The sequence below is a fragment of the Roseibium aggregatum genome (assembly GCF_017309185.1).
In the GTDB taxonomy this organism is placed as follows: Bacteria; Pseudomonadota; Alphaproteobacteria; order Rhizobiales; family Stappiaceae; genus Roseibium; species Roseibium aggregatum_B.
Genome location: NZ_JAEKJZ010000001.1, coordinates 1556543 through 1577619 on the forward strand (window position 1 = coordinate 1556543; position 21077 = coordinate 1577619).

Below are 21077 nucleotides of genomic sequence, written 5' to 3' on the forward strand. Positions count from 1 at the left end.
GGCTCACGGACGGGACGGCGAGTAGTCGAATTACTGCCTCCAGATCAATCGAGAGGATGCTAGTTTGGAGCCTCGCCGGTCTCCAGCCGGCCTTCCTCCGCCTTGTAGAAATACTGGCTTGCCACCAGCCAGCCCTTCAAGGGCCGGAGGATCGGGATGCAGGTCAGGAGAATAAGAGGCAGGGTAGTAATCAGGTGGACCCAGTAGGGCGCCTGAAATGCGACTTCCAGCCAGATGGCGAAGCCGACGGCGGGCACACAGCCGAAACAGATGACGAAGAAGGCCGGTCCGTCCGCCGGGTCCGCGAAGCTGAAGTCGAGACCGCATTTGTCGCATTTGGGCTGCAGGGTCAGGAACCCCTTGAACAGCTTGCCCTCACCGCAGCGCGGGCAGCGGCCCTTGATACCGGTCTGAACCGGAGGAAGCTTGGGCCAGGTCTGGGGATCGCTCATTATCATGCCTTCCGAATGCATTGGGAGCGGGCTGCATATCCCGCGCCTGCCGGTTCGAACATGCGTGAATTTGTCCTTCCCCCTTTTTCGCGACCGTAGAAAACCTTCGGTTCGCGATTGACCTTTTCTTTCAGGGGCGCTCTTTTGCGGGCGTTGCGTGGAAAAACGGGGCTCGGGCTGGAAGAACCGGAACTGTGACCGGCGTAAAGTCAACTTCCCGTGAGACCGCCTTCACACCCGGTCCATCGCCTCGACCGACAGAATTGTCGGCAGATGCCGGGCGATTTCCTGCCAGCTCTCGCCTTCGTCGAGACTGGCGAAGACCGAGCCGGTGTTGGTGCCGAAGTACAAGCCTGCCGGGTCGCGACTGTCTCCCGCCATGGCCTGTCTCAGCACGGTAAAGAAACAGGCGGTCTGGGGCAGGCCATGCCGCCGGGCCTGCCAGGTTCGCCCGCCGTCGCTGGATTTCCACACGGCTGCGGCTGCGTCCGGCGGGTAGCGGCCCCTGGTGTCACCGTTGAGCGGCACCGTCCAGAGCGTTTCTGCATGGCGTGGATGCACCCGGAGCGGAAAGCCGAAAGCGGACGGCAGGCCGCCGGTGATATCGTCCCAGCTTCGGCCGCCATCGGCGGAACGGAACACGCCGTGGTGGTTCTGCTGATAAAGCAGGTCGCCGTCTCCCGGCGCGCGCATCATGTTGTGGACGCAGTGTCCGGTCTCGCCGTCTCGCGGGGCTGCCGGGTGATCGTGGCCTTCGCACTGTGCCGCGTTGGAAAGCCTGTTTCGCCGTTCCCAGCTTTTTCCGCCGTCCTCGCTGGCGAAGACCCCGGCCGCCGAGATCGCGATCCAGAGCTTTTGCGGGTCTTGCGGATCGGAAACGATGGTGTGGAGCACCAGCCCGGCCGCACCGGGATTCCAACTGTCGGAGGAGGGATGGTTGGCGAGGCCGTCCAGGTGTTCGAAAGTCACGCCGCGGTCCTGGCTCGCGAGAAATTTCGCCGGTTTCGTGCCCGCGTAGAGCGTGCCATGGGCGAAGCCAAGCGACCAGATCTGCGTGAACATGTCACCGAAGGGAGGGTTTTGCGGTTCCCAATTCAGAAATTTCGCCGTTTCCGGATCGTTCGCAGCCCAGTCGTCCAGCGTGCCTTTCGTCAGCCTGGTGACTTCCCAGGTCTCACCGCCGTCGGTGGAGCGCCAGACGCCGGCCCCGTTCCAGTCGCCGCCGCCGCCGGCCCAGATCGTGCCGCTGTCGCCATCTCCGATGACGTGATTGATCGGCCAGCCGTCGCAAAAGGGTCCGCGCACTGTCCAACCGGTCCTGTCCGTCCCGCCACAAATCAGGAACGCGCCCTTGGTGGTGCCAATGAGCAGGCTGATCTCCCCATTTGCCATCGCCGGTCCTCCCATTGCCGTAGCGGAAGCCTATCACAGGCGAGGGCGGGCGGGGAGTGTCGCAGACAAACTACGGCTGGCATCCGGTACTATCCCGGGCAAGCGGAGCGCGATCCGGTGCCTAATCATTTCCAGAACAATCAATCGATAAACAGCTTGAGAAAATCTGTTGCTGCTGAAGCGGTTGGAGAGGCGAGCAGGCCGAATCTCCGCTTGCGCTCGGTCCGGGGTGACAAACACAGGCTTGAGGCAACAGACTGCTCGTCGCCTGAAGCTTGAGGCTGCGGTGAAGATCAGACGTACTTCCTTTCCGACGAACTAGTGCCCCTCGGCTTCCGCCGATTTCCCGCGCACCAGTTTCCAAAGCGGAAGAAGGATCTTCGTGGTTACGGGGATCAGAATCATGCCAAGCGCCAGGCCGAAGACACCGTCCATGGTTGCTGTCGCCGCCCAGGCAACAAATCCCTCCATCGGTCCCGCCGAATGCGCGAGGCCGTGAGCGATGTCATGGATGAAGTGATACGGGGCGCCGTATCCGAGAACCTCGAGACCGTGCAGCACGATGGAGCCGCCGACCCACAGCATGGCTGCCGTGCCGACGGTCATCAGAATCTTCATGAAGCCGGGCATGGCTTTCACCAGGCCTCGGCCGAACGCACGGGTCAAGCCGAGGTTGCCTTCTTTCGACAGGTGAAGGCCGATGTCGTCAGCTTTCACGATCAGGGCAACCGAGCCGTAGACCATCACGGTGATGCCGATGGCCACGATCGCGAGGGTGATCGCCTCCATCCAGATCGTGCTGTCGGGGATTTCGGAAAGCGCGATGGTCATGATTTCCGCCGACAGGATGAAATCGGTCTTGATCGCGCCGGCGACCCTTTGCTCTTCAAGATGCAGCGGATCGGCGACGAAGTTCTCCGGTTCGTCGGCATCGTGATGGCCGGGCGAAAAAAGGTGGTAGATCTTCTCCGCGCCCTCGAAACAGAGATAGGCCCCGCCGAGCATCAACAGCGGAACGATAATTCCGGGAAGGAATTCGTTCAGAAGAAGTCCGGCCGGCAACAGGAAGATCAGCTTGTTCTTGATCGATCCGAAGGCGATGCGCCGCACGATCGGAAGTTCGCGGGCGGGCGAGAAGCCGGCCACATATTTCGGCGTCACGGCGGCATCGTCGATCACCGCGCCGGCCGCCTTGGCCCCGGCCTTGGTGGCCTGTCCGATCACGTCGTCGGCGGAGGCCGCGGCGATCTTGGCGATGGCGGCAACGTCATCGAGAAGGGCAAGCAATCCGCTCATGTCAGCTCCGAATCCGGGTCAGTCGGTCCTGTGAAGCATATAGCGCGTTTGAGAGGCGGGGGGGAGGGGCGTTCAGGATAGAAACAAGGGCCATGGAAAGGTGGACCTTGAAGCGCCCTGCAGAGCGGCGGGAATTTTTATGGCTCACCTGCGCAGGCTTCGAGCGATCGTTAGACGATCGCTTCCGCCAGCCTGACCGCCGACGCCACGCCGTCGACCACTGGAACCTTGAACCGCGCTGTCAGGTCGTGGGCCAGGTCCGCCATGCCGGCGCAGCCGAGTGCGATGGCGCCGATTGCGTCTTCCCGCAGCGCCGTTTCGATTTCCGCCTCGATCCGGTGCCTTGCGTCGCTTGCCGGGTCTTCCAGCTCCAGAACGGGCACCTCCGAGGCGCGGACTTTCGCGCAGCGGGACGCAAGGCCCGTCCGGACGAGGTTTTCCTCCAGAACGGGAATGGAGACGGGCAGCGTGGTGACCACGGAGAACCTCTCCGCCGCCACCGAGGCGACGTGATAGGCGGCCTCGCCGATGCCGATCACGGGTACACGTGCTTTCGCCTTCAGCTCCCAGAGGCCGGTATCGTCGAAACAGGCGATCACCACCGCGCTGATCGAGGGATCGTATTCGAGACACTCGTCGAACAGCTTTAGCAGGCCGGGCAGGGCGGCCGCGCCGTCTTCCGGCCCTTGAATGGCTGCCGGTCCTTCCTTCGGATTGATGGCCGTAATCCGGGTGGAAGGACCGGCCGCGGCTCTTGCTGCGGCCGCGATCTTGTCCGTCATCGACGCCGTTGAATTCGGGTTGATGACGAGGATATGGCACTCCCGCATGACCCTGTTCCTACATCATGCCCTGGCCGGCATCCGATCCGAGCTTCGCCTGGCGCTTGCGCAGGACGAGAACGACGCCGAGAAAGATCGCGATGATCAGGAAGGAAAAGGCCGTGGTCAGCGTGCCGAGCGCGAAGATCACCGGCGTGGTCACGTTGGTGGTCATGCCGTAGATTTCGAGCGGCAGCGTGTTGTAGCTGCCGGCGGTCAGAAGGGTGCGGGCGAATTCGTCGTAGGACAGGGTGAAGCCGAACAGGGCGACGCCGATCAGCATCGGCGCGATGATCGGCAGCACGACATGGCGAACCGTCTGCCAGGCGGAGGCGCCCTGGTCGCGGGCGGCTTCCTCATAGGATTTGTCGAAGCGGTTGAAGACGGCGAACATGATCAGCAAGCCGAAGGGCAGCGTCCAGGTAAGCTGGGAGCCGAAACCGGATGTCGACCAGTGCACGGTCAAACCGGACTGCGAGAAGATCAGCCCGACCCCGAGCGAGATCAGGATCGAGGGGATCACCAGCGAGGTGACGATCAGATAGAAGATGACGCCGGAGCCGGGAAAGCGCTTGCGGAAGGCCAGCCCGCCCATGACGGAGACAACCACCGTCGTCGCCATCACCATGAGACCAAGCACCAGAGAGCGGCCGAAACTGCCCCAGATGTCACCAACCGCCTGCTGCTGGAAGAGGTCGTGGAACCAGTGCAGCGACACGCCGCGCATGGGAAAGGTCAGCCCGCCCTGCGGCCCCTGGAAGGACAGGATCGCGATGGTGATCGTCGGGCCGTAGAGAAACACCAGGAACAGCGCGAAAAAGGCCGCGAGCACATAGAAGGACCGGGAGCGTTTTTCCATGGGTCTAGAGCTCCTTCCGGATGATGCAATCTTGCTGGTTGCAAGAGCCTTCGTTCAACAACAATGCTGCCGGCTCACGCCCTTCTCCCCCCCTGAGGGGGAGATGTCTCCGCAAGGAGACAGAGGGGGGGGACGGCCTGTCTGCAAGGAACCGCGCGTGCCGTGTTTGCCGCGGTGCTGCCCCCCCCTCTGTCCGCGATGCGGACATCTCCCCCTCAAGGGGGGAGACGGGAGCCAGAGTAGTGCGGACTGGAAACGCCATCCCTACAGCTCTTTCCGGATGTCGACGAAGCGCAGGAGGATCGAGATGACGATCAGGACGGTGATCAGGAGGATCACCGCGGTCGCGGCCGCGGACGGGTATTGCAGGAGTGCGATGTCGTTGGAGATCAGCCGCCCGACATTGGCCTTCTGGCTGCCCGACATGAAGCGCACGGTGATGAAGTCTCCCATGACAAGCGTCACCACGAAGATCGAGCCGATCATGATGCCGGGCTTGGTCAGCGGGATGATGACGTTTGTCAGCGTCTGGAAGCCGCTGGCGCCATTGTCGTAGGCCGCCTCGATCAGCGACTTGTCGATGCGCATCATGGTGTTGAAGATCGGCACCACCATGAACAGCGTGTAGAGATGGACGAAGGCCAGGATCACGGAAAAATCGGAAAAGAGCAGCCATTCCAGCGGCTCGTCGATGACGCCCATGGAGATCAATGTCGAGTTGGCGATGCCGTTGCGCCCCAGGAACGGGATCCAGGAAATCATGCGGATGATGTTGGAGGTCCAGAAGGGGATCGTGCAGAGCAGAAACAGCACGATCTGCCAGGTCAGGCTCCTGACATGGAACGCCAGGAAATAGGCGATGGTGAAGCCGATAAGAAGCGTGAAGGCCCAGGTGATCACCGCGTATTTGATGGTGTTGAGAAACACCTGATAGGTGACCGGCGAGGTCAGCAGGAATTCGTAGTTGTCGAACTGGAAAGCCGGGTAGATCGAGAATTCCGTCGCGCCCCAGAAACTGACCACCACGATCATGATGATCGGCAGGATCAGGAAAAAGGCCAGCACGAAGACGAGCGGCAGCGACAGCAGCCAGCCGGTCACCGCGTCGGGCAGGCGGCTCAGCGAGAAGGGCGCCTTTTCCGGCACCGGTCGGGTCGTTTCCGCATTGGATAGGGGATGCGTCTGGTCCGTCATGTGGTCTGGGTTCGCAATAAAGGTTTGGAAACTGCGGCTGCGGCTTCTCGTGGCTGTGCGCGAAGGCTTTCTGTCAGTGTCACCCCGGACAAGCGAAGCGCAGATCCGGAGCCCACTCGCAGGGCATCTTTTCGAAAGAAACCTTGCCTCGTCGAAGACGCTCGCCGGACGTCCCTGCTCTGTGGAAACGAGCAGGTCCCGGGTCTCGCGCTGCCCGCCCTGGGGGACAAGGCTCCTTGCTGCGAAACGCGAGCCGGAAGGGGCCGCAGAGCTCTTCCGCAGGAAAGTCTTGCACACCGGGCAAGAGCGGCATCGTCGAACACAGGTATTTCCCCCATCAAGGCATTCGTGCTCCGGGGGATCTCGCCCCCGGAGCATTTGTCGGTCCAGCCTTATGCGGCGATGAACTCGTTCCACTTGCGGACCATGTACTGGTTCTCGTCCATGACGGCGTTCCAGCAGGCAACGGCGCCCATGCGGTCGTAGAAGGAGCCGCCGTCGCGGGTCTCGCCGGCCTTGGCCATGACGTCGCCGAACGGGTTGGTGATGTCGCCGGTGGCTTCCTTGCCCTCGAACCAGTAGCCCCACTCGTTCTCGTCCATGAAGTTCTTGGAGGTTTCCGGAACGGCGGAGTAATACCCCTGGCGCATCAGGAAGCCGCCGACCCAGCCGTCGAGATACCAGTTGATGTATTCATAAGCTGCTTCCAGCTCGAGGCCGGAGAGGCTCTTGGACAGGCCGATGCCGCCGCCCCAGGAGCGGTAGCCTTCCTTCAGCGGCTGGTAGACACACGGAATGCCGCGCGATTTGACCGCGGTGATCGCCGGCGACCACATGGACTGGATGACAACTTCGCCCGAGGCCATCAGGTTGACGCTCTCGTCGAAGGTCTTCCAGAAGGCACGGAACTGGCCGTTTTTCTTGGCCTCGGTGAAGATCGCCATGGTCTTGTCGATCTCTTCCTTGGTCATGTTGCCCTTGTCGCCATACTGGACCTCGCCCATGGATTCGCACACCATGGCCGCATCCATGATACCGATGGAGGAAATATCCAGGATAGAGGCCTTGCCCTTGAATTCCGGGTTGAGCAGCTCCGCCCAGGTTCCGATCGGACGGCCGATCAGGTCGGGGCGAATGCCGAGCGTGTCGGCGTTGTAGATGGTCGGGATCAGCGTCATCCAGCCGGTTTCTTCCGTGGCGAAGGTCTTGCCGTCCGGCCCGTCGACAAAGCCGACCGTATGCGGCGCGGTGCCCTGTGCGATCACGGACTCAGGCGTCAGCTTGCCGCTTTTGAAGATGCCGACGATCTTGTCGTAATTCTTGATCTTGGAGGTATCCATCGCCTGCAGGTTGCCGGTCGGCCAGACCTTCTTGCAGATCCAGTATTCGATGTCGGCGATGTCGAAGCTGTCCGGCTGGGTGGCGGCGCGCTGGGTGACGGCGTCTGAATCGAGCGCGGTCATTTCCAGGGTGAAGCCGAGGTCTTCCTTGACCTTCTGGGCCACCTCGTTGAGGTTGGAAACGCCCGTGCCGAACTGGCGCAGCGTCACGTCCTTGATGTTCTGAGCCCAGATGGTCGGAAAGCCGGTGATCGCGCCGGAACCGGCGGCTGCACCCGCAATGGCGGCTCCGCCCTTCAGAACGCTGCGGCGGCTGATGCCTTTCTTGTCCAGTTTCTGTGTCATGAAAATCTACTCCTGTTCCCCGTGTGGAGTTTCTGTCCGGCCTGTCGCGACAGGGCCTGTTAAACGGCGGCCCTCAGGCTGCCAGGTTGTGCGCATCCTCCGGCTTCCAGGTCAGGAAGACGGTTGCGCCGATCTCGATCGGATCTTGAAAAAAAGTTTCGTCGGAAAGCGCTGCTGTCAGATCCCCCGCACCGCCGGCATCCAGGGCAAGGTTCACCGAGGAGCCGAGATATTCGACGTCGCGGACATAGGCGGTCAGATGCGCTCCGTCCTCGCCGGCGGTCTTCTTGACGACCAGCCGGTCGGCCCTGAGCGCGACCGGCGCACCCTGATCCTTGAGCACGTTGTGACCGCCGATGAACCGCGCGACGAATTCCGTCGTCGGTGCGTTGAAAACGTCCCGAGGCGTTCCCGCCTGTTCGATCCTGCCGCCGTTCATGACGATGATGTCGTCGGCGAGCGCCAGCGCCTCGTCCTGGCTGTGGGTCACATGAATGAAGGAGATGCCGAGTTCGCGCTGCAGCTTTTTCAACTCAAGGCGCATCTTGATGCGCAGGAACGGGTCGAGCGCGGAGAGCGGTTCGTCGAGCAGCAGCACTGATGGTTCGGTGATCAGCGCGCGGGCCAGGGCCACGCGCTGCTGCTGTCCGCCGGAAAGCTGTGCGGGCAGTCTCTGGGCGTAGGCGTCCATGTCGACCAGTTCCAGAAGCTGATGGGCCTTTTTCAGACGGACCGGTTTTTCGACGCCTTTCATCTTTTGGGAAAAGGCAACGTTGTCGATGACGCTCAGATGCGGAAAGAGGGCGTAGTTTTGAAACATCATCGCCGTGCCGCGCCGTGCGGGCGGCAGGTCGGTAATGTTGGTTCCGCCAAGAAGGATGTCGCCCGTGGAAACGCTCTCGTGACCGGCGATCATTCTGAGCGTTGAGGATTTGCCGCAACCGGACGGGCCGAGCAGGCAGGAATAGGAGCCGGCGGCAAATTTGTGATCGATCGCATCCACCGCGACAGTCTCGCCGTACATCTTGGTGGCAGCGACAAGCTCGAGGTCCAGGGACTTCGCCATGGCCAGGGCATCTCCTTCCGATAACCATTCACGTGGCACCAGCCAGCAAGCGCCGTGCCAAGGTGATAAAGCGGCGGAAATCCGGGAAATCGCGTGCGGACGGCAAAGATCCAATGCACGGGCCTCGAGAAAAGTGCACAATAAATTGGCAAATTAAATACGATCTGACTAAAAATTGTATACGATCTGAGATTGCCGGGTCCAGTCTCCCGGGCGTAGGATTGCAGGAAAGAAAAATCCTCGCTGGCGTTCAAAATGACAAAGCCTGTAGTCACCGCCACTCTTGTTGGCCAGAAAAGCAGTCTGCACGATATCTTCGCGCTGCCCCCGGGACGCGCGCTCGATATCTGTCTGCGGCTGCAGACGGCCATTCTGGAACACAGGCTGGCACCGGGTCTGAAGCTGGTGGAAGACGAGGTTGGCGAAATCTACGGTGCAAGCCGAACGGTGGTTCGCGCCGCCTTGCAGGCGCTTGCCCATTCCGGTCTTGTGTCCATCGAGAAGAACAGAGGCGCCTTTGTCGCCAAGCCCACCATCCGGGAGGCCCACGAGGTATTCCAGGCGCGGGCACTGATCGAGCCCGCGGTGGCGCGTCTGGCGGCGGAAGCCATCACGAACGAGCAGCTGGCCCGGCTCGAGGCCCATCTGGAAGCCGAGCACGCGGCGCTGGCAGATGGCGACATGGGCAAGGCGCTGATGCTTTCCGGCGGCTTTCACATCGAAATCGCCGACATTGCCGACCATCGGGTCTTTGCGCGGATGGTGCGTTCGCTCATTTCAAGGTCGTCGCTGATCATCGCGCTTTACTGGAAGCGTTCCGACACGGCCTGCGAAAGCCACTCCCACCACGCCCTTATGGAGGCCTTTCAGGCGCGGGACGCGGACGCTGCGGAAAGCATCCAGAAAAGCCACATCATCGACCTGCATTCCGGCCTGGACCTGAGGAAGAAGCAGGAAGGTGGAACCACCTTGAGCGAGGCGCTGGGACGGGCTGGTTGAACCAGCCGTCAGGGGTTGAGCGCCGGAAGGGCCTGATCGGTTTGAGGTTTCCTGGCACGGGAGTGCCGGATCGCCTGCTCGAGAGCTTGCCATTGGTCCGGGTTCTCCGGCTGGGTGTCTTGTCCGAACCGGCTGGCGCTCAGGAGCCTGAACGTTTCCTCGACAAAGACCCTGTCTTTCGGGTGTGTTTCCGGGGGGCGGTCAAGCCAGGTCCGCAGCGCGCTCGCGGCACCTGGATAATCTTTCGAGCGGACGGCTTTCAACAGTGACTTCCTGGCGAAGGCCTTGCTGGAGAGGTACCGGGCGCGACGGACCCGGTAGGCCGACTGCAGGGTGGGGCCTGCAAGATATCCCGCAAGCAGGAGCGCCATCAGGGCGACAAGCGCCATGACGGTTGAACGACGACGCTCCGGCGTCAGCAGGTCCGTTGGCGAAGCGGGGGCGCCGGTGGCCGAAATGGGGACGGCGTCGAGAGACGCGGTTTCGACCTCCTTGCTGTCAAGATTGTACCAGTTGATCTCGATGGCCGGCAGCTCGCCGCGGCCGTTGCCCTGGGCCATCAGCGTGACCGTCTCCCGGCGCGTGCCGGAGAGCACGCCACGGTTCTGGTGTTCCTCGACCAGAGGTTCCTCGGCATAGGCGGCAAATCCCTCTATCTTCGGTGGCGCCATGAGCGGCGGCAGAATGATGGGGGAGCTCCCCGTCACTTTCGCGGTGACGGTGCGCTTCAGACCGTCGCCGGGGCTCAGGCCTTCGGTATTCTCCGGAAGCTCCTGTGTCAGGGTCAGTTCGCTTGCCGCGATGAAGGGGTCGAGGCCTTCGGCCCCCTCCGGCACAAGACCTTGCAGCGTCAGCGGACCGAAGGTCACCGCCGCCTTTTCCTGCTCGGAAGGGGCGTCCGGCCTGGCAAAGATCACCTCGATGGTCTGTTCCGGGATCGTGAACCCGCCCGGAACCATCGGGGAAATCAGGTAGCGCCTCGTGACCCCGGACCAGTCGGCGCCGTCGACCCGTTTGCTGGTCGGCGAGGTGGCGCGCTCTGGCAGGGTGATACGCAGGTTCGGCACGTCCATCGATGGAAACACAGCCGGTTTCGGCATCCAGGTCGGCACAAGGATTGTCAGCCTGAGCGTGAGCGCTTGTCCCGGGATCGTTTCGGTTTCGGGAAACTCGACTTCGACAATGGGACGTGCCGGGTCTTGCGCGAGGGCGGTCGCCGGAAAAACGGCCGAAAGGACGACAAGCAGGATCCGGCGGATGGTCCTCATTTCTGGGCCGCCTCGATCGCAAAGCGTTGCCGCAAGAAGTCGCTTGTTCGCGTATCGACGAACTTCATCCACTGGTCGGCGGTCAGCAGCTGATCGCCCCCGGTTTCGGGCTCGATGGTTGTTTCCTGGCCTCTGGCATCCTTGTTGTCGAAGACGACGTCGTCGGCTCCGATCCCGGTATCCTCTCCCGTGTCCGATTGCTCCCGGGCGGTTTCGACATAGTCGAGGATCTCCCGGGCGATCTCAAGATTGTCCTCCGCATTGGGATACTCGGGGTCGAGCGCAAGGGTTTCCTCGAAGGCGGCGATGGCTTCCCGGTACCCGCGTGAGCGGATGTGCGCCATGCCCTTGGCGAAGGCGGCTTCCGGCGTGTCGAGACGGTCATAGGTCTGGGCGGCCTGCTCGTATTGACCGTCCCGGTATTGCGCGCGGGCCTTCCACATGGGGTCGGTGAAGAGTTCGGCAGCCTTCTTGTAGTTCTTGTCGCGGTAGGCGAGCCAGCCCTGCTGGTCGGGCGTGAAGAACCAGTCCGCGACGCCGGCGTCCGCAGGCGCCGGAACCGAGACGGACCAGCCCGCCACGATCAGCACCGCCGCCCACCGCATGGTCCAGCCCCGGCGGAACCAGATCAGGGTCAGCAGTGCTGCAGGGAAGGCAAGCAGCCAGCCCCGGTCGTCCCAGGGCTGTGTGCCGGTTTCGTTGAGGTTGCGGCGGTAATCCGCGTTCAGCATCCGGTCCAGGCTGCGGATATCGCTGTTGTCCGCCGTGACCCGCACCTTCAGCGCGCCAAGTCCGTCGATGCCGGGATCGGTGGCCTCGGCCGGAAGCATGACGAGAGTACCAAGTACGGAGCCGCTGTCTCCCGGAGCGTTCAGCGCTTCAAGATCCGTGCTGTCCAGGCTGTCGAGCACGAAAAGGATGGCCCCGTTCGCCGCGTCCCCCGACAGGATCTCTCGAGCCTTGGAAAGGGCCTGAGCGGCATTCGCGCCCTCTTTGGGCATCACGTCGGGGGCGAGGCCCTCGAGGTAAGGTTGCATGACGGTCGGATCGTTGGTCAAAGGCACCGCAAGGTGAGCCGAGCCGGCGTAGGCGACCAACGCCGTTCTCGCCCCGGCACGAAGCGCAAGCAGGTCGCTGATTTTCTGCTTGGCGCGTTCAAGCCGCGTCGGCGCGACATCGTTTGCCGTCATCGAAGGGGTGACTTTCAGGACCACGACCATCGGCACGGTCTGGGCGACGAACGGGTCCGGTACGCGCGACCATGTCGGCCCGGCGGCACCGATTGCCGCCAGGCTGATCCCGAGGGCGACACCGTCTATCGCCTTGAGCCGCCGTTTGCCTCCGGACCCGACCGTCAGGGCTTCGTGCAAATGCGCGGCGATTCCCGCCTCGACAAGTCCGGTGTCTGCCGCGCCGCGCCGCACGGCAAACCAGAGCGCGGCCACAGCCGGAAGAAGGACCAGCCAGACCGGACGGATGAAATGCAACTCCGACAGGGCAAACAGCAGATCGTTCATGCAACGGCCCTCCGGTGGCGGGAGGAGAAGAGCAAAACCAAAACGGCTGCGAAGGGAATGAGTGCGGCTGCCCCGAGCGGCAGGAACGCCAGGCTGGTCTTGGGCCGGTAGGACAGGGTTTCGGTTTCCCTCGGGGTGAGGGCGTCGATCCGCTCGTAGATGTCCTGGAGCCCTGCCTCGTCCTCGGCAAAGAAATACGCGCCACCCGTGCGCCCGGCGATATCCTGGAGCGCGCCGAGATCGACCCGGTCCTCGCCGGATGCGTCCGGATCGCCGACACCCACGGTGTGGATCTCGATGCCTTTGCTTGCGGCGATCTCCGCGGCGTTGACCGGGCTCATCCGGCTGCTGGTGTCGGCCCCGTCCGACAGAAGGATCAGGAGGCGCTGCTCGATGTCGCTCGCCTCGAAGGTTCTGATCGCCAGGCCGATCGCGTCGCCGATCGCGGTGTGAGGTCCGGCCATGGCGACTTCGGTCTGGCCAAGCAGGCTGGTGATCGTTTCGAGATCTTCCGTCAGCGGCGACTGGACATAGGCCCTGGAACCGAAAACGATCAGCGCCATGCGGTCGCCTTCGCGGCCGGTGACGAAATCGTCCACGACATCGCGCACGGCCGCGAACCTTTGTTTCGGACTTCCGTCCGGCGCCTTGAAATCCCGTGTATCCATAGAACCGGAGATGTCGATGGCGAGCACCACGTCCCGGGCCGAACGAGACACTTCGACGGCGTCTCCGATCCATTCCGGCCGGGCAAGCGCGGCGACGAGCAGGCACCAGGTCAGGACGGCCGAGATCATCTGAAACCGGCTGCGCGACAGGACCGCGGCCCCGGCGTGGGTTTTGCTGCCGGCCGTATGGGCCATCCGCCGGAAGAAGGGAAAGCGCAGGGCCGGTGCCCGTTCCCGGTGCGCGGGCACGAGAAAATAGACGGCAAATGGGAGCGGCAGGGCCAGGAAAACCCAGGGAAAGGCGAGGGCGATCATGACGGGGATACCTCCCGCCGGTGCGTTCTTATCCAGCGCCGCGCCGTTGCAATCAGGTCGTCTTGCACAGCGGCATCGCGGTAGGGCGAGGTCTTGAGGCTTTCCGCCGCCGCGCCCCGGAAGAGAGGCGCGTTTGCTGTTTCGTTCAGGAAACCGATCCAGCGGTCTCCGGTCAGGCCCGCGACCCGGTGGCGCGGATAGGCCGCAAGGGCGGTCCGGCGCAGGATCCGGGCGACATCGGTTGCGTCGGAGGCTCTTTCGTTCAGCTCCCGCAGCGCCTGGCGGCGGTAGGCGTTTGCGCGGTAGCGACGGAAAAGAACAAGACAAGCCGCAGCTGTAATGGCGAGAAGAGCAAGGCCGAGGACAGCCCAGCCCCAGGTCTCCGGCATCATGGAGACCGGTGGCGGATCGGAGGGTTCCGCCAGCCGGTTCAGAAGTCCGACGAGACTCTGGGGAGTCGTTTCGCTGTCACTCATCGGCGCCCCTGCAGACCGAATAGGCGGCTCATCTGCGTCACGCTGTCCTCGCCTGCGGAGACCGGCAGCACCGGAAACCCGTAACGCCTTTGCCAGTCGAGAACTTCGGCGAGACGGCCCTGAGCGAAGTCCTGCAGCCTGCTGTGCACGCCCTTGTCGCCCGTGTCGATTTCCGCCTGAAGGACACCGTCGGAGACAACGATCCTGGTACCTTGAGGAATGCTTTCCGTATAAGGATCCGAAACCAGTCCGAGCATCAGGTCGTTGTGTTTGGAAATGCTGGCGACAATTCGATGCGTCGTGTCGTCAATCTCGTCAAAATCGCTGAACACCAGCACGAGATGGCCGCGCCGGGCGATCCGGGCAACGGCTTCGAGCACCCGGTTCAGCGGCATGGCAGGAACCGCTGGCGCATCGGCGTTCAGCAGGCTGTTGGCGTCACTCAGGGCCGTCAGAAAGGCGGTCAGAGCGGTCCGGCTGCGCTTCGGCTTGATCTCCGCGATCGCTTCGTCGCCAAGGACAATGCCACCGACCCTGTCGCCCTGATCGAAGATGCGGAAGGCCGCGAGCGCGGCGCATTCGGCCGCCGTGACCGATTTCATGTTCCGTCTCGAGCCGAAAAACATCGACATGCGCTGGTCGACGACGATGAGCGCGGGCCTGTCCCGTTCCTCGGAAAAGACCCGGACATGAGGCGTGCCCGTGCGGGCCGTGACTTTCCAGTCAATGGTGCGGATATCGTCCGAGGGCAGATAGTTGCGCAGCTCTTCGAAAGCGAGGCCTCGGCCGCGCAGGCGGGACGCATGGCGGCCGTTCAGGATGCTGCGGGCCGGCTGGCGGGGAAGAAAGGAAAGGCGCTTTGCTTGTCCCTCGAGTGCCAGCAGATGCGCGAGGTCGACCCGGATGCGGGGATCCGCGACCCCCGGTTCGGTCCCCGTTCCAGTCAAACCTGCTCGAATTCGCGCGGCTCTGTCGCGCATTCAGGACCCTCCTCAGGGAAGTGCGACCATCGTCAGCAACTCTTCAACCACCTTGTCTGGGCTGATGCCTTCGCCTTGTGCCTCGAAAGTCAGACCGAGCCGGTGGCGCAGCACATCCGGAGCGATCGCGCGCAGGTCTTCCGGATCGACATAGTCGCGTCCGGCCAACCACGCATGGGTGCGGCCGCACTTGTCCAGCGCCAGAGAGGCCCTCGGCGAGGCGCCGATCTCGATCCAGCGCTTCAGGTTGTCTCCATAGGCCTCGCGGTGCCGTGTCGCGTTGACCAGGTCCGCCATGTAGCGTTCCATCGCCTCCGAGACGTGGATGGAAGAGATGTCCCGGCGTGCTGCAAAAACCGCATCCTGGGGCACAGGCTCAAGTGTCGCTTCGGAATGTCTTGTCTTGGTTGCGGCGTCCACCGCGGCTTTTTCCTCGCCCCTGACCAGCCGGATTACCGCGACCTCGTCCTCCACCGGCGGGTAGGAAATCAGGACATGCATGAGAAACCGGTCCATCTGTGCTTCCGGCAGAGGATAGGTGCCTTCCTGCTCCACAGGGTTCTGGGTCGCCATCACCATGAACAGCGGTGGCATCGTGTGGGTCTTGCCGGAGACGGTGACCTGCCGTTCCTCCATGGCTTCCAGAAGGGCGGCCTGGACCTTGGCCGGCGCGCGGTTGATCTCGTCGGCAAGCACGATGTTGGCGAAGATCGGTCCGGGTTCGAAGCGGAATTCGGACTTCTCCCCGGCCTGATAATAAACTTCCGTTCCGGTCACGTCGGAGGGAAGCAGGTCCGGCGTGAACTGGATGCGGCTGAACTCCGCCTCCATGTTCGTGGCAAGGGCCTTGATCGCGCGGGTCTTGGCAAGGCCGGGCAGGCCTTCAACGAGAAGATTGCCATTGGCTAGGAGCCCGATGATCAACCGGTCGATCACGTCTTCCTGTCCGATGATGGACTGCCGCATTCGGGCCTTGAGTTGTGAAATCCTGTCTAGCGTATCTGTCATGCAAGGTCCGATCGAGTCGCGGGAAGCGGAATTAGCGCAAGATTTCGGTGAGCACCTGACCTCGCGAACCGCTCGGAGGCTTGATGCCGAGATAAGCCGCGACGGTCGGGGCGACATCGACTGTTTCCACCCGCCGGCCTATTTTGGCCGGCTGGATTCCGGGACCGGAAAAGATCAAAGGAACAAATGTGTCGTAGCTCCAAGGGGACCCGTGATGCGAAGCCACATGGAGGCCGTCGAAATCACCCACAAACCAGTGCGGCTCGAAAACGACATAGACATCCCCGGATCGTTCCGTGTGAAAATTGGCCAGGACTGCATCGGTGATATTGGTTTTGGCTACCGCACCCGCTCGCAGATCCTCGCTTGAAACTGCGTGAGCAACGCCTGGCATTTTCTGAAGCTCTTCGGCGAGTCTGCGGGCGACGAGAGCCTTGTCCAGTCCGTTTTTCTTGAGAAAGGCATCGTTCAGGTAGACATACGGTTGAGAGAAAGTCTCGATCAGCTCCTGAGCACCGCCGAACTCGCGGAACAGAGCATCTGAGGCGTCTTTCTTGTCAATGTCGTCGAAGCTGAAATATCCGGCCGGAATGCCGAGGGACTTCAGATACTCGGGAACTTCCGCGGCACCGTGATCCGCTGACAGGACGATAAGCGTCTTGTCCAGGCCGACCTTTTCGTCGACATGGGCAAGAAGGTCCGCGAGCGTGCGGTCGAGCCGACGCAGATTGTCTTCCGCTTCGAGGCTCGAAGGTCCGAAGAGGTGACCGACATAGTCCGTCGAGGAAAAGCTGACCGCTAGATAGTCGGTGGCTGCGTCGGAGCCGATGTTTTCATTGTCGATCAGGGTTTTGGTAAACCCTGCTGTCAGCTCGTCGCCGGCGGGACTGAGCGTCAAAAGGGTCGTGTAGTACTTTCCGTCGACATTGCCATAGGGGTGCGGGAAAGTGCGTCCGAACCCGGGGAAATCGGTCTCCCAAACCGCGTCGTCCGCGTCGCCGAAACGATAGGTGTCCTTTGCATCCGTAAGAGTCCAGTTGGTATTTGCAAAGGCCTGGATTTGCCCGGACCCGTTCCAGACGTTCACCCAATCTGGATAAGCGTCCATGTAATAGCTTGACGTAACGAAGCGGCCCTCGCTTTTCGAGAACCAGTAGGCCCTTCCTGAGTGTCCAGCCATCGAAATAGCCCCCCGGTCCTTGACGGAGACGCCGAAGATTTTCGGTTCGCCGCCGATGCCGATAGCGATCTCGTCGGAAAGGGTCGACGTCAGGATAGCTCTCGGTGACCGACCGTCGGTAGTGGCCGCGCGCTGGGTAGGATCGATTTCGGTCGACTGGTCTATTCCGCTTTGGGCAAGAAGGGCATATTCCGGATCCTGGACATTGTAGTTCGGCTGTCCGGTTTTCCGGTCGAACCAGACATTGGCCACCATGCCGTGAACGGCCGGATCGGTTCCGGTGGCAAGCGTAGTGTGCCCGACGATTGTCTCCGTGTTGGCATGGCGGTGATGGGCATCGGTGAAGTACAACCCGTTGTCGATAAGATACCGGAAACCGCCTTCACCAAAATGATCGGCATTTCTGTTTATCAGATCGCCGCGCAACTGATCGACAGTAATTTGCAGGACAAGACGCGGAGGTTCTGAGGCCGGTTGAGCCAGGACGCCGGAGGAGTGGGCGGTTATGACCGAAAGAACGGTCAAAACAGTCAAAGAACGGCTCGGCATTATGAACCTCCCATATATCTGTCCTTCTCGGATTGGATGGGCCGGTCGACCCTCGTGGGAAATCGCGTGGCACACGGGAAGGTGGAGCAACCGCGCCACCTCCCGCATGGACCTTACTGGGCTCCTCCCGGCGCGCTCAGTTTTTCCATCACCTTGTCCAGGCTGAAGGAAGCCGCTTCCTGACGCGGCGGGTAGTCCTTGAAGGTTTCAAGGAACTGGGCCACGTAAGCCTGCGCGGGCACCAGCATGTAGGCGCGGTCGATCATCCAGTCGTAATAGGTGTTCGATGTCCGATACGCCCGTTCATACGGGTCTCGGCGCAGGTTGAAGACCAAGGGCACCCGCAGAGGTGTCAACGGTTCCATCCAGGCGCGCAAGGTGCCCCATGCCTTCTGCTCGAGGAAGGTGATCTTCCAGTCCCGGTAACGCAGCGCGGCAAGATCGCCGTCATCGGTGAAGTAGAAGATCTCGTTCCTCGGGCCTTCCTCCGCCTCGCCGGTCAGGAGCGGCAGAATGTTGTAGCCGTCCAGGTGAACACGATAGTCGCGGCCACCGCCGACTTCCGCAACGGAGACGCCGTCGAGCAGGTCTTCCTTGACGGTTTCATTGCCCGCGGCCGCCAGGAAGGTCGGCAACCAGTCCATGTGGTGCACGATTTCATTCGAGACCGCGCCTTCCGCGATCTTCCCGGGCCAGCGGACCATGGCGGGCACGCGCCAGCCGCCTTCCCATTGGGTGTTCTTCTCGCCCCAGAACGGTGTCATCGCCGCGTCGGGCCATGTGTTCATGTGCGGGCCGTTGTCCGTCGAGTAGAACACGATGGTCTTGTCCGCGATGCCGAGTTCATCGAGCACGGCAAGGAATTCTCCGATATGCAGGTCGTGCTCGATCATGCCCGCCTGATATTCGTCCATCTGACGGCCGGCGATTTCGTTGGCCCGTTGGCGCATTTCGTCGCCGACGTGAGTCCGGAAATGCATCCTTGTGCCGGACCACCAGACGAACCAGGGAACGCCCTCCGCTTCCTTGCGCTTGATGAAGTCGATGGCGGCGGCGACCGTCTCGTCGTCGACGGTTTCCATGCGCTTTTTGGTCAGCGGTCCCGTGTCTTCGATCTGGCCGTCCGCGGACGACTTGATCACGCCGCGCGGACCGAACCTTTCCCGGAACTCGGGCGACTTCGGATAGTCTTCGTTTTCCGGCTCTTCCTCGGCGTTCAGGTGATATAGGTTGCCGAAAAACTCATCGAAGCCGTGATTGGTCGGCAGGTGCTCGTCGCGGTCGCCCAAGTGGTTCTTGCCGAACTGGCCGGTGGCGTAGCCTTCGGCCTTGAGCAGGCCGGCAATGGTCGGATCCTCGACCTGCATGCCTTCCTCGGCGCCGGGCAGGCCGACCTTGGACAACCCGGTGCGGAACACCGACTGCCCCATGATGAAGGACGACCGCCCGGCGGTGCAGGACTGCTCGCCATAATAGTCCGTGAACATCATGCCTTCATTGGCGATCCGGTCGATGTTCGGGGTTTTGTACCCCATCAACCCAAGCGTGTAGGCCGAGATGTTGGACTGTCCGACGTCATCCCCCCAAATCACGAGAATGTTGGGTTTTTCCGGTTCGGATTGCGCGAAGGACATGCTCGGTACACCGAGCATCGCCAATACTAAGACATTCCTGACAAAAGACATTTTGCGGCCTCCCGCTGGGCGTGAAAACGCTTTATCGTTGCATGATCGAAACGGGTTTTCCAGAGCTCCGGAAGAAAAAATGACCTTGCGTTAGTTAAACGTCTGGGTTGCTGCGCTGCAATATTCTTTTGCCGGCTTCATCAAAACACCAGGGGACCGAAAACGGTACCCGCCAGCAATGCGATCCCGATGCCGACAAGATCCAGCGGAGCGCCGGCAACAAGCATGTCGCGGCGGTCGACCAGCGGATTGGAGAAGACAATGGCGTTGGGCGGCGTGGCGACCGGCAGCATGAAGCCGATGGAGGCGGCCATGGCCACGGGCAGGGTGAAGGTCAGCGGTTCGGCGCCGGTACCGACCGCCGCGGCACCGGCTACGGGCAGGAAGATGGCCGCCATGGCCGTGTTGGAGGCAAGCTCGCCGAGGTAGACGATGATGAGCGCCATGGAAAGCAGGATCCAGAACGTCGGCAACCCTTCAAGTCCCTGTGCCTGATCTCCGATCCAGCCGGCGAGGCCGGTGCGCTCGATGGCGGAAGCGAGCGAAAGGCCGCCGCCGAACAGGATCAGAACGTCCCATCTGAGGCTCGATGCGGTTTTCCAGTCGAGAAGCCGTTCGCGGGACGGGGTTCCGGAGCCGATCACGAAGAGAGCCAAGGCACCGGTCATGGCGATCCCGCCGTCGCTCAGGGCAAGGCCGGGAAAGGCCTTTGAGATCAACGGTCTGAAAATCCATCCCAGGGCCGTCAGGGAGGCAACGAGCGCCAGGCGCTTTTCCCCCGATGACATCGGTTCCGACTTCGGTATGGCGACATGGATGGGATCCGGTCCGATGGTGAAGGCGAACCGCGTCAGGACAATCCACGTAACGGGCAGCAAAATGACGACAACGGGCAGGCCGACAAGCATCCATTCCGCGAAACCGATGACGATGCCGTAAGCGTCCTGCATGTAGGCGGCAAAGAGCGCGTTCGGCGGCGTGCCGATCAGGGACCCCATTCCGCCGATTGTCGCAGCATAGGCGACCCCGAGCATCAAGGCTGTTCCGAAGCCGTCCTTTTCCGTCCGCATCGCGGCTATGGAGGCGGCAATCGGAGCCGCGACCATTGTAGAGGCCGTGTTGCTTATCCAGAGGCTCAGGAACGCGGTGGCGGCCATCACCGACAGGACCACCTGTTTCGGCTCGCCCTTCGTCCGGGCGAGAATGGAAAACGCCAGCCGCCGATGAAGACCCCATTTCTCGATGGCTTTGGCGATCATGAAACCGCCGAGAAACAGGAAGATCACCGGGTTCGCATAGGATGTCGAGAGATCGGCGAGCGACGCGACGCCCGTGAGCGGAAACAGGGCGACGGGCAGGAGTGCGGTGACCGCGAGCGGGATTGTTTCCGTTACCCAGAGCACCGCCATGAGACCCCCGATACCGGCCGCCGCTTGCGCGCCTGCGCTCAATCCGCCCAGAGGCGGCAGCGTGACGGCGGCGATCGCGACGGCAACGGCGAGCGTGTTGGAGACCGCCGCAACGGTTGCGCCTTCGAGTTTCAAGCTCAACGAATTTCCCCCGGTTCCCGGCGGTCGACTTTGGAACCGCAGGTCCGGGAATGCAAGGTTTTCGTCCCGGAAATCGCCTGTGCCGGCGATTCATCTCCGTTCTTCGCGCGTGAGATG

Annotated in this window: 18 protein-coding genes; 1 reads left to right on the forward strand and 17 read right to left on the reverse strand. The window is 62.2% G+C overall.

All coding sequences use genetic code 11. The features are described from left to right. Positions 1-59 precede the first annotated feature (59 nt). The 8 genes from JF539_RS06705 to JF539_RS06740 form a co-directional block, all read right to left on the reverse strand. Positions 60-452, reverse strand: a complete 393-nt coding sequence (locus tag JF539_RS06705; protein ID WP_207139544.1) for a DUF983 domain-containing protein — start codon at positions 450-452, stop codon at positions 60-62. Between the two features lie 231 nt (positions 453-683). Continuing rightward, on the reverse strand, positions 684-1844 hold the full coding sequence (locus JF539_RS06710) for a WD40/YVTN/BNR-like repeat-containing protein (RefSeq protein WP_207139545.1): 1161 nt from the start codon (positions 1842-1844) through the stop codon (positions 684-686). Positions 1845-2162: 318 nt separating this feature from the next. After that, the gene (locus JF539_RS06715) at positions 2163-3140 is read right to left on the reverse strand and encodes a DUF808 domain-containing protein (RefSeq protein ID WP_207139546.1); all 978 of its coding nucleotides are present in this window, start codon (positions 3138-3140) and stop codon (positions 2163-2165) included. Between the two features lie 170 nt (positions 3141-3310). Next, positions 3311-3970 carry an aspartate/glutamate racemase family protein gene (locus JF539_RS06720; RefSeq protein WP_207139547.1) on the reverse strand — a complete coding sequence of 220 codons (660 nt, stop codon included), beginning with the start codon at positions 3968-3970 and terminating at the stop codon, positions 3311-3313. 10 nt (positions 3971-3980) lie between these two features. Beyond that, positions 3981-4820 (reverse strand): ABC transporter permease, encoded by an 840-nt coding sequence (locus JF539_RS06725; RefSeq protein WP_207139548.1) that lies wholly within the window; start codon positions 4818-4820, stop codon positions 3981-3983. 264 nt (positions 4821-5084) lie between these two features. Next, positions 5085-6014, reverse strand: coding sequence for an ABC transporter permease (locus tag JF539_RS06730; RefSeq protein ID WP_207139549.1), 930 nt, complete (start codon positions 6012-6014; stop codon positions 5085-5087). A 392-nt stretch (positions 6015-6406) separates the two neighbouring features. Beyond that, entirely contained in the window at positions 6407-7699 is a 1293-nt protein-coding gene (locus tag JF539_RS06735; protein ID WP_207139550.1) for an ABC transporter substrate-binding protein, read from the reverse strand. A gap of 73 nt (positions 7700-7772) precedes the next feature. Beyond that, positions 7773-8765, reverse strand: a complete 993-nt coding sequence (locus JF539_RS06740; protein WP_207139551.1) for an ABC transporter ATP-binding protein — start codon at positions 8763-8765, stop codon at positions 7773-7775. Between the two features lie 255 nt (positions 8766-9020). Here JF539_RS06740 and JF539_RS06745 point away from each other — a divergent pair, with 255 nt between their 5' ends. Then, the gene (locus tag JF539_RS06745) at positions 9021-9764 is read left to right on the forward strand and encodes a GntR family transcriptional regulator (protein ID WP_207139552.1); all 744 of its coding nucleotides are present in this window, start codon (positions 9021-9023) and stop codon (positions 9762-9764) included. A gap of 8 nt (positions 9765-9772) precedes the next feature. Here the strand turns inward: JF539_RS06745 and JF539_RS06750 are convergent, their stop codons facing one another. From JF539_RS06750 to JF539_RS06790, 9 genes are all read right to left on the reverse strand, one after another. Then, positions 9773-11032, reverse strand: coding sequence for a BatD family protein (locus JF539_RS06750; RefSeq protein ID WP_207139553.1), 1260 nt, complete (start codon positions 11030-11032; stop codon positions 9773-9775). Continuing rightward, positions 11029-12549: a VWA domain-containing protein gene (locus tag JF539_RS06755; RefSeq protein ID WP_207139554.1), complete on the reverse strand. Its 1521-nt coding sequence runs from the start codon at positions 12547-12549 to the stop codon at positions 11029-11031. Before JF539_RS06755 ends, JF539_RS06750 begins: the two co-directional genes overlap by 4 nt. Next, the gene (locus tag JF539_RS06760; RefSeq protein WP_207139555.1) at positions 12546-13532 is read right to left on the reverse strand and encodes a VWA domain-containing protein; all 987 of its coding nucleotides are present in this window, start codon (positions 13530-13532) and stop codon (positions 12546-12548) included. The genes JF539_RS06755 and JF539_RS06760 overlap by 4 nt, the downstream gene beginning before the upstream one ends. Further along, a complete protein-coding gene (locus JF539_RS06765; RefSeq protein WP_207139556.1) occupies positions 13529-14008 on the reverse strand; it encodes a DUF4381 domain-containing protein in 480 nt (159 codons plus the stop codon). The genes JF539_RS06760 and JF539_RS06765 overlap by 4 nt, the downstream gene beginning before the upstream one ends. Beyond that, the gene (locus JF539_RS06770; protein WP_207139557.1) at positions 14005-14988 is read right to left on the reverse strand and encodes a DUF58 domain-containing protein; all 984 of its coding nucleotides are present in this window, start codon (positions 14986-14988) and stop codon (positions 14005-14007) included. The genes JF539_RS06765 and JF539_RS06770 overlap by 4 nt, the downstream gene beginning before the upstream one ends. Before the next feature lie 12 nt (positions 14989-15000). Further along, positions 15001-15996, reverse strand: coding sequence for an AAA family ATPase (locus JF539_RS06775; protein WP_207139558.1), 996 nt, complete (start codon positions 15994-15996; stop codon positions 15001-15003). A gap of 31 nt (positions 15997-16027) precedes the next feature. Beyond that, on the reverse strand, positions 16028-17725 hold the full coding sequence (locus tag JF539_RS06780) for an alkaline phosphatase family protein (RefSeq protein WP_207139559.1): 1698 nt from the start codon (positions 17723-17725) through the stop codon (positions 16028-16030). Positions 17726-17838: 113 nt separating this feature from the next. After that, positions 17839-19410 (reverse strand): arylsulfatase, encoded by a 1572-nt coding sequence (locus JF539_RS06785; protein ID WP_207139560.1) that lies wholly within the window; start codon positions 19408-19410, stop codon positions 17839-17841. A gap of 140 nt (positions 19411-19550) precedes the next feature. After that, complete coding sequence (locus JF539_RS06790; protein ID WP_207139561.1) at positions 19551-20960, reverse strand: SLC13 family permease; 1410 nt, start codon at positions 20958-20960, stop codon at positions 19551-19553. Between the last annotated feature and the right edge of the window lie 117 nt (positions 20961-21077).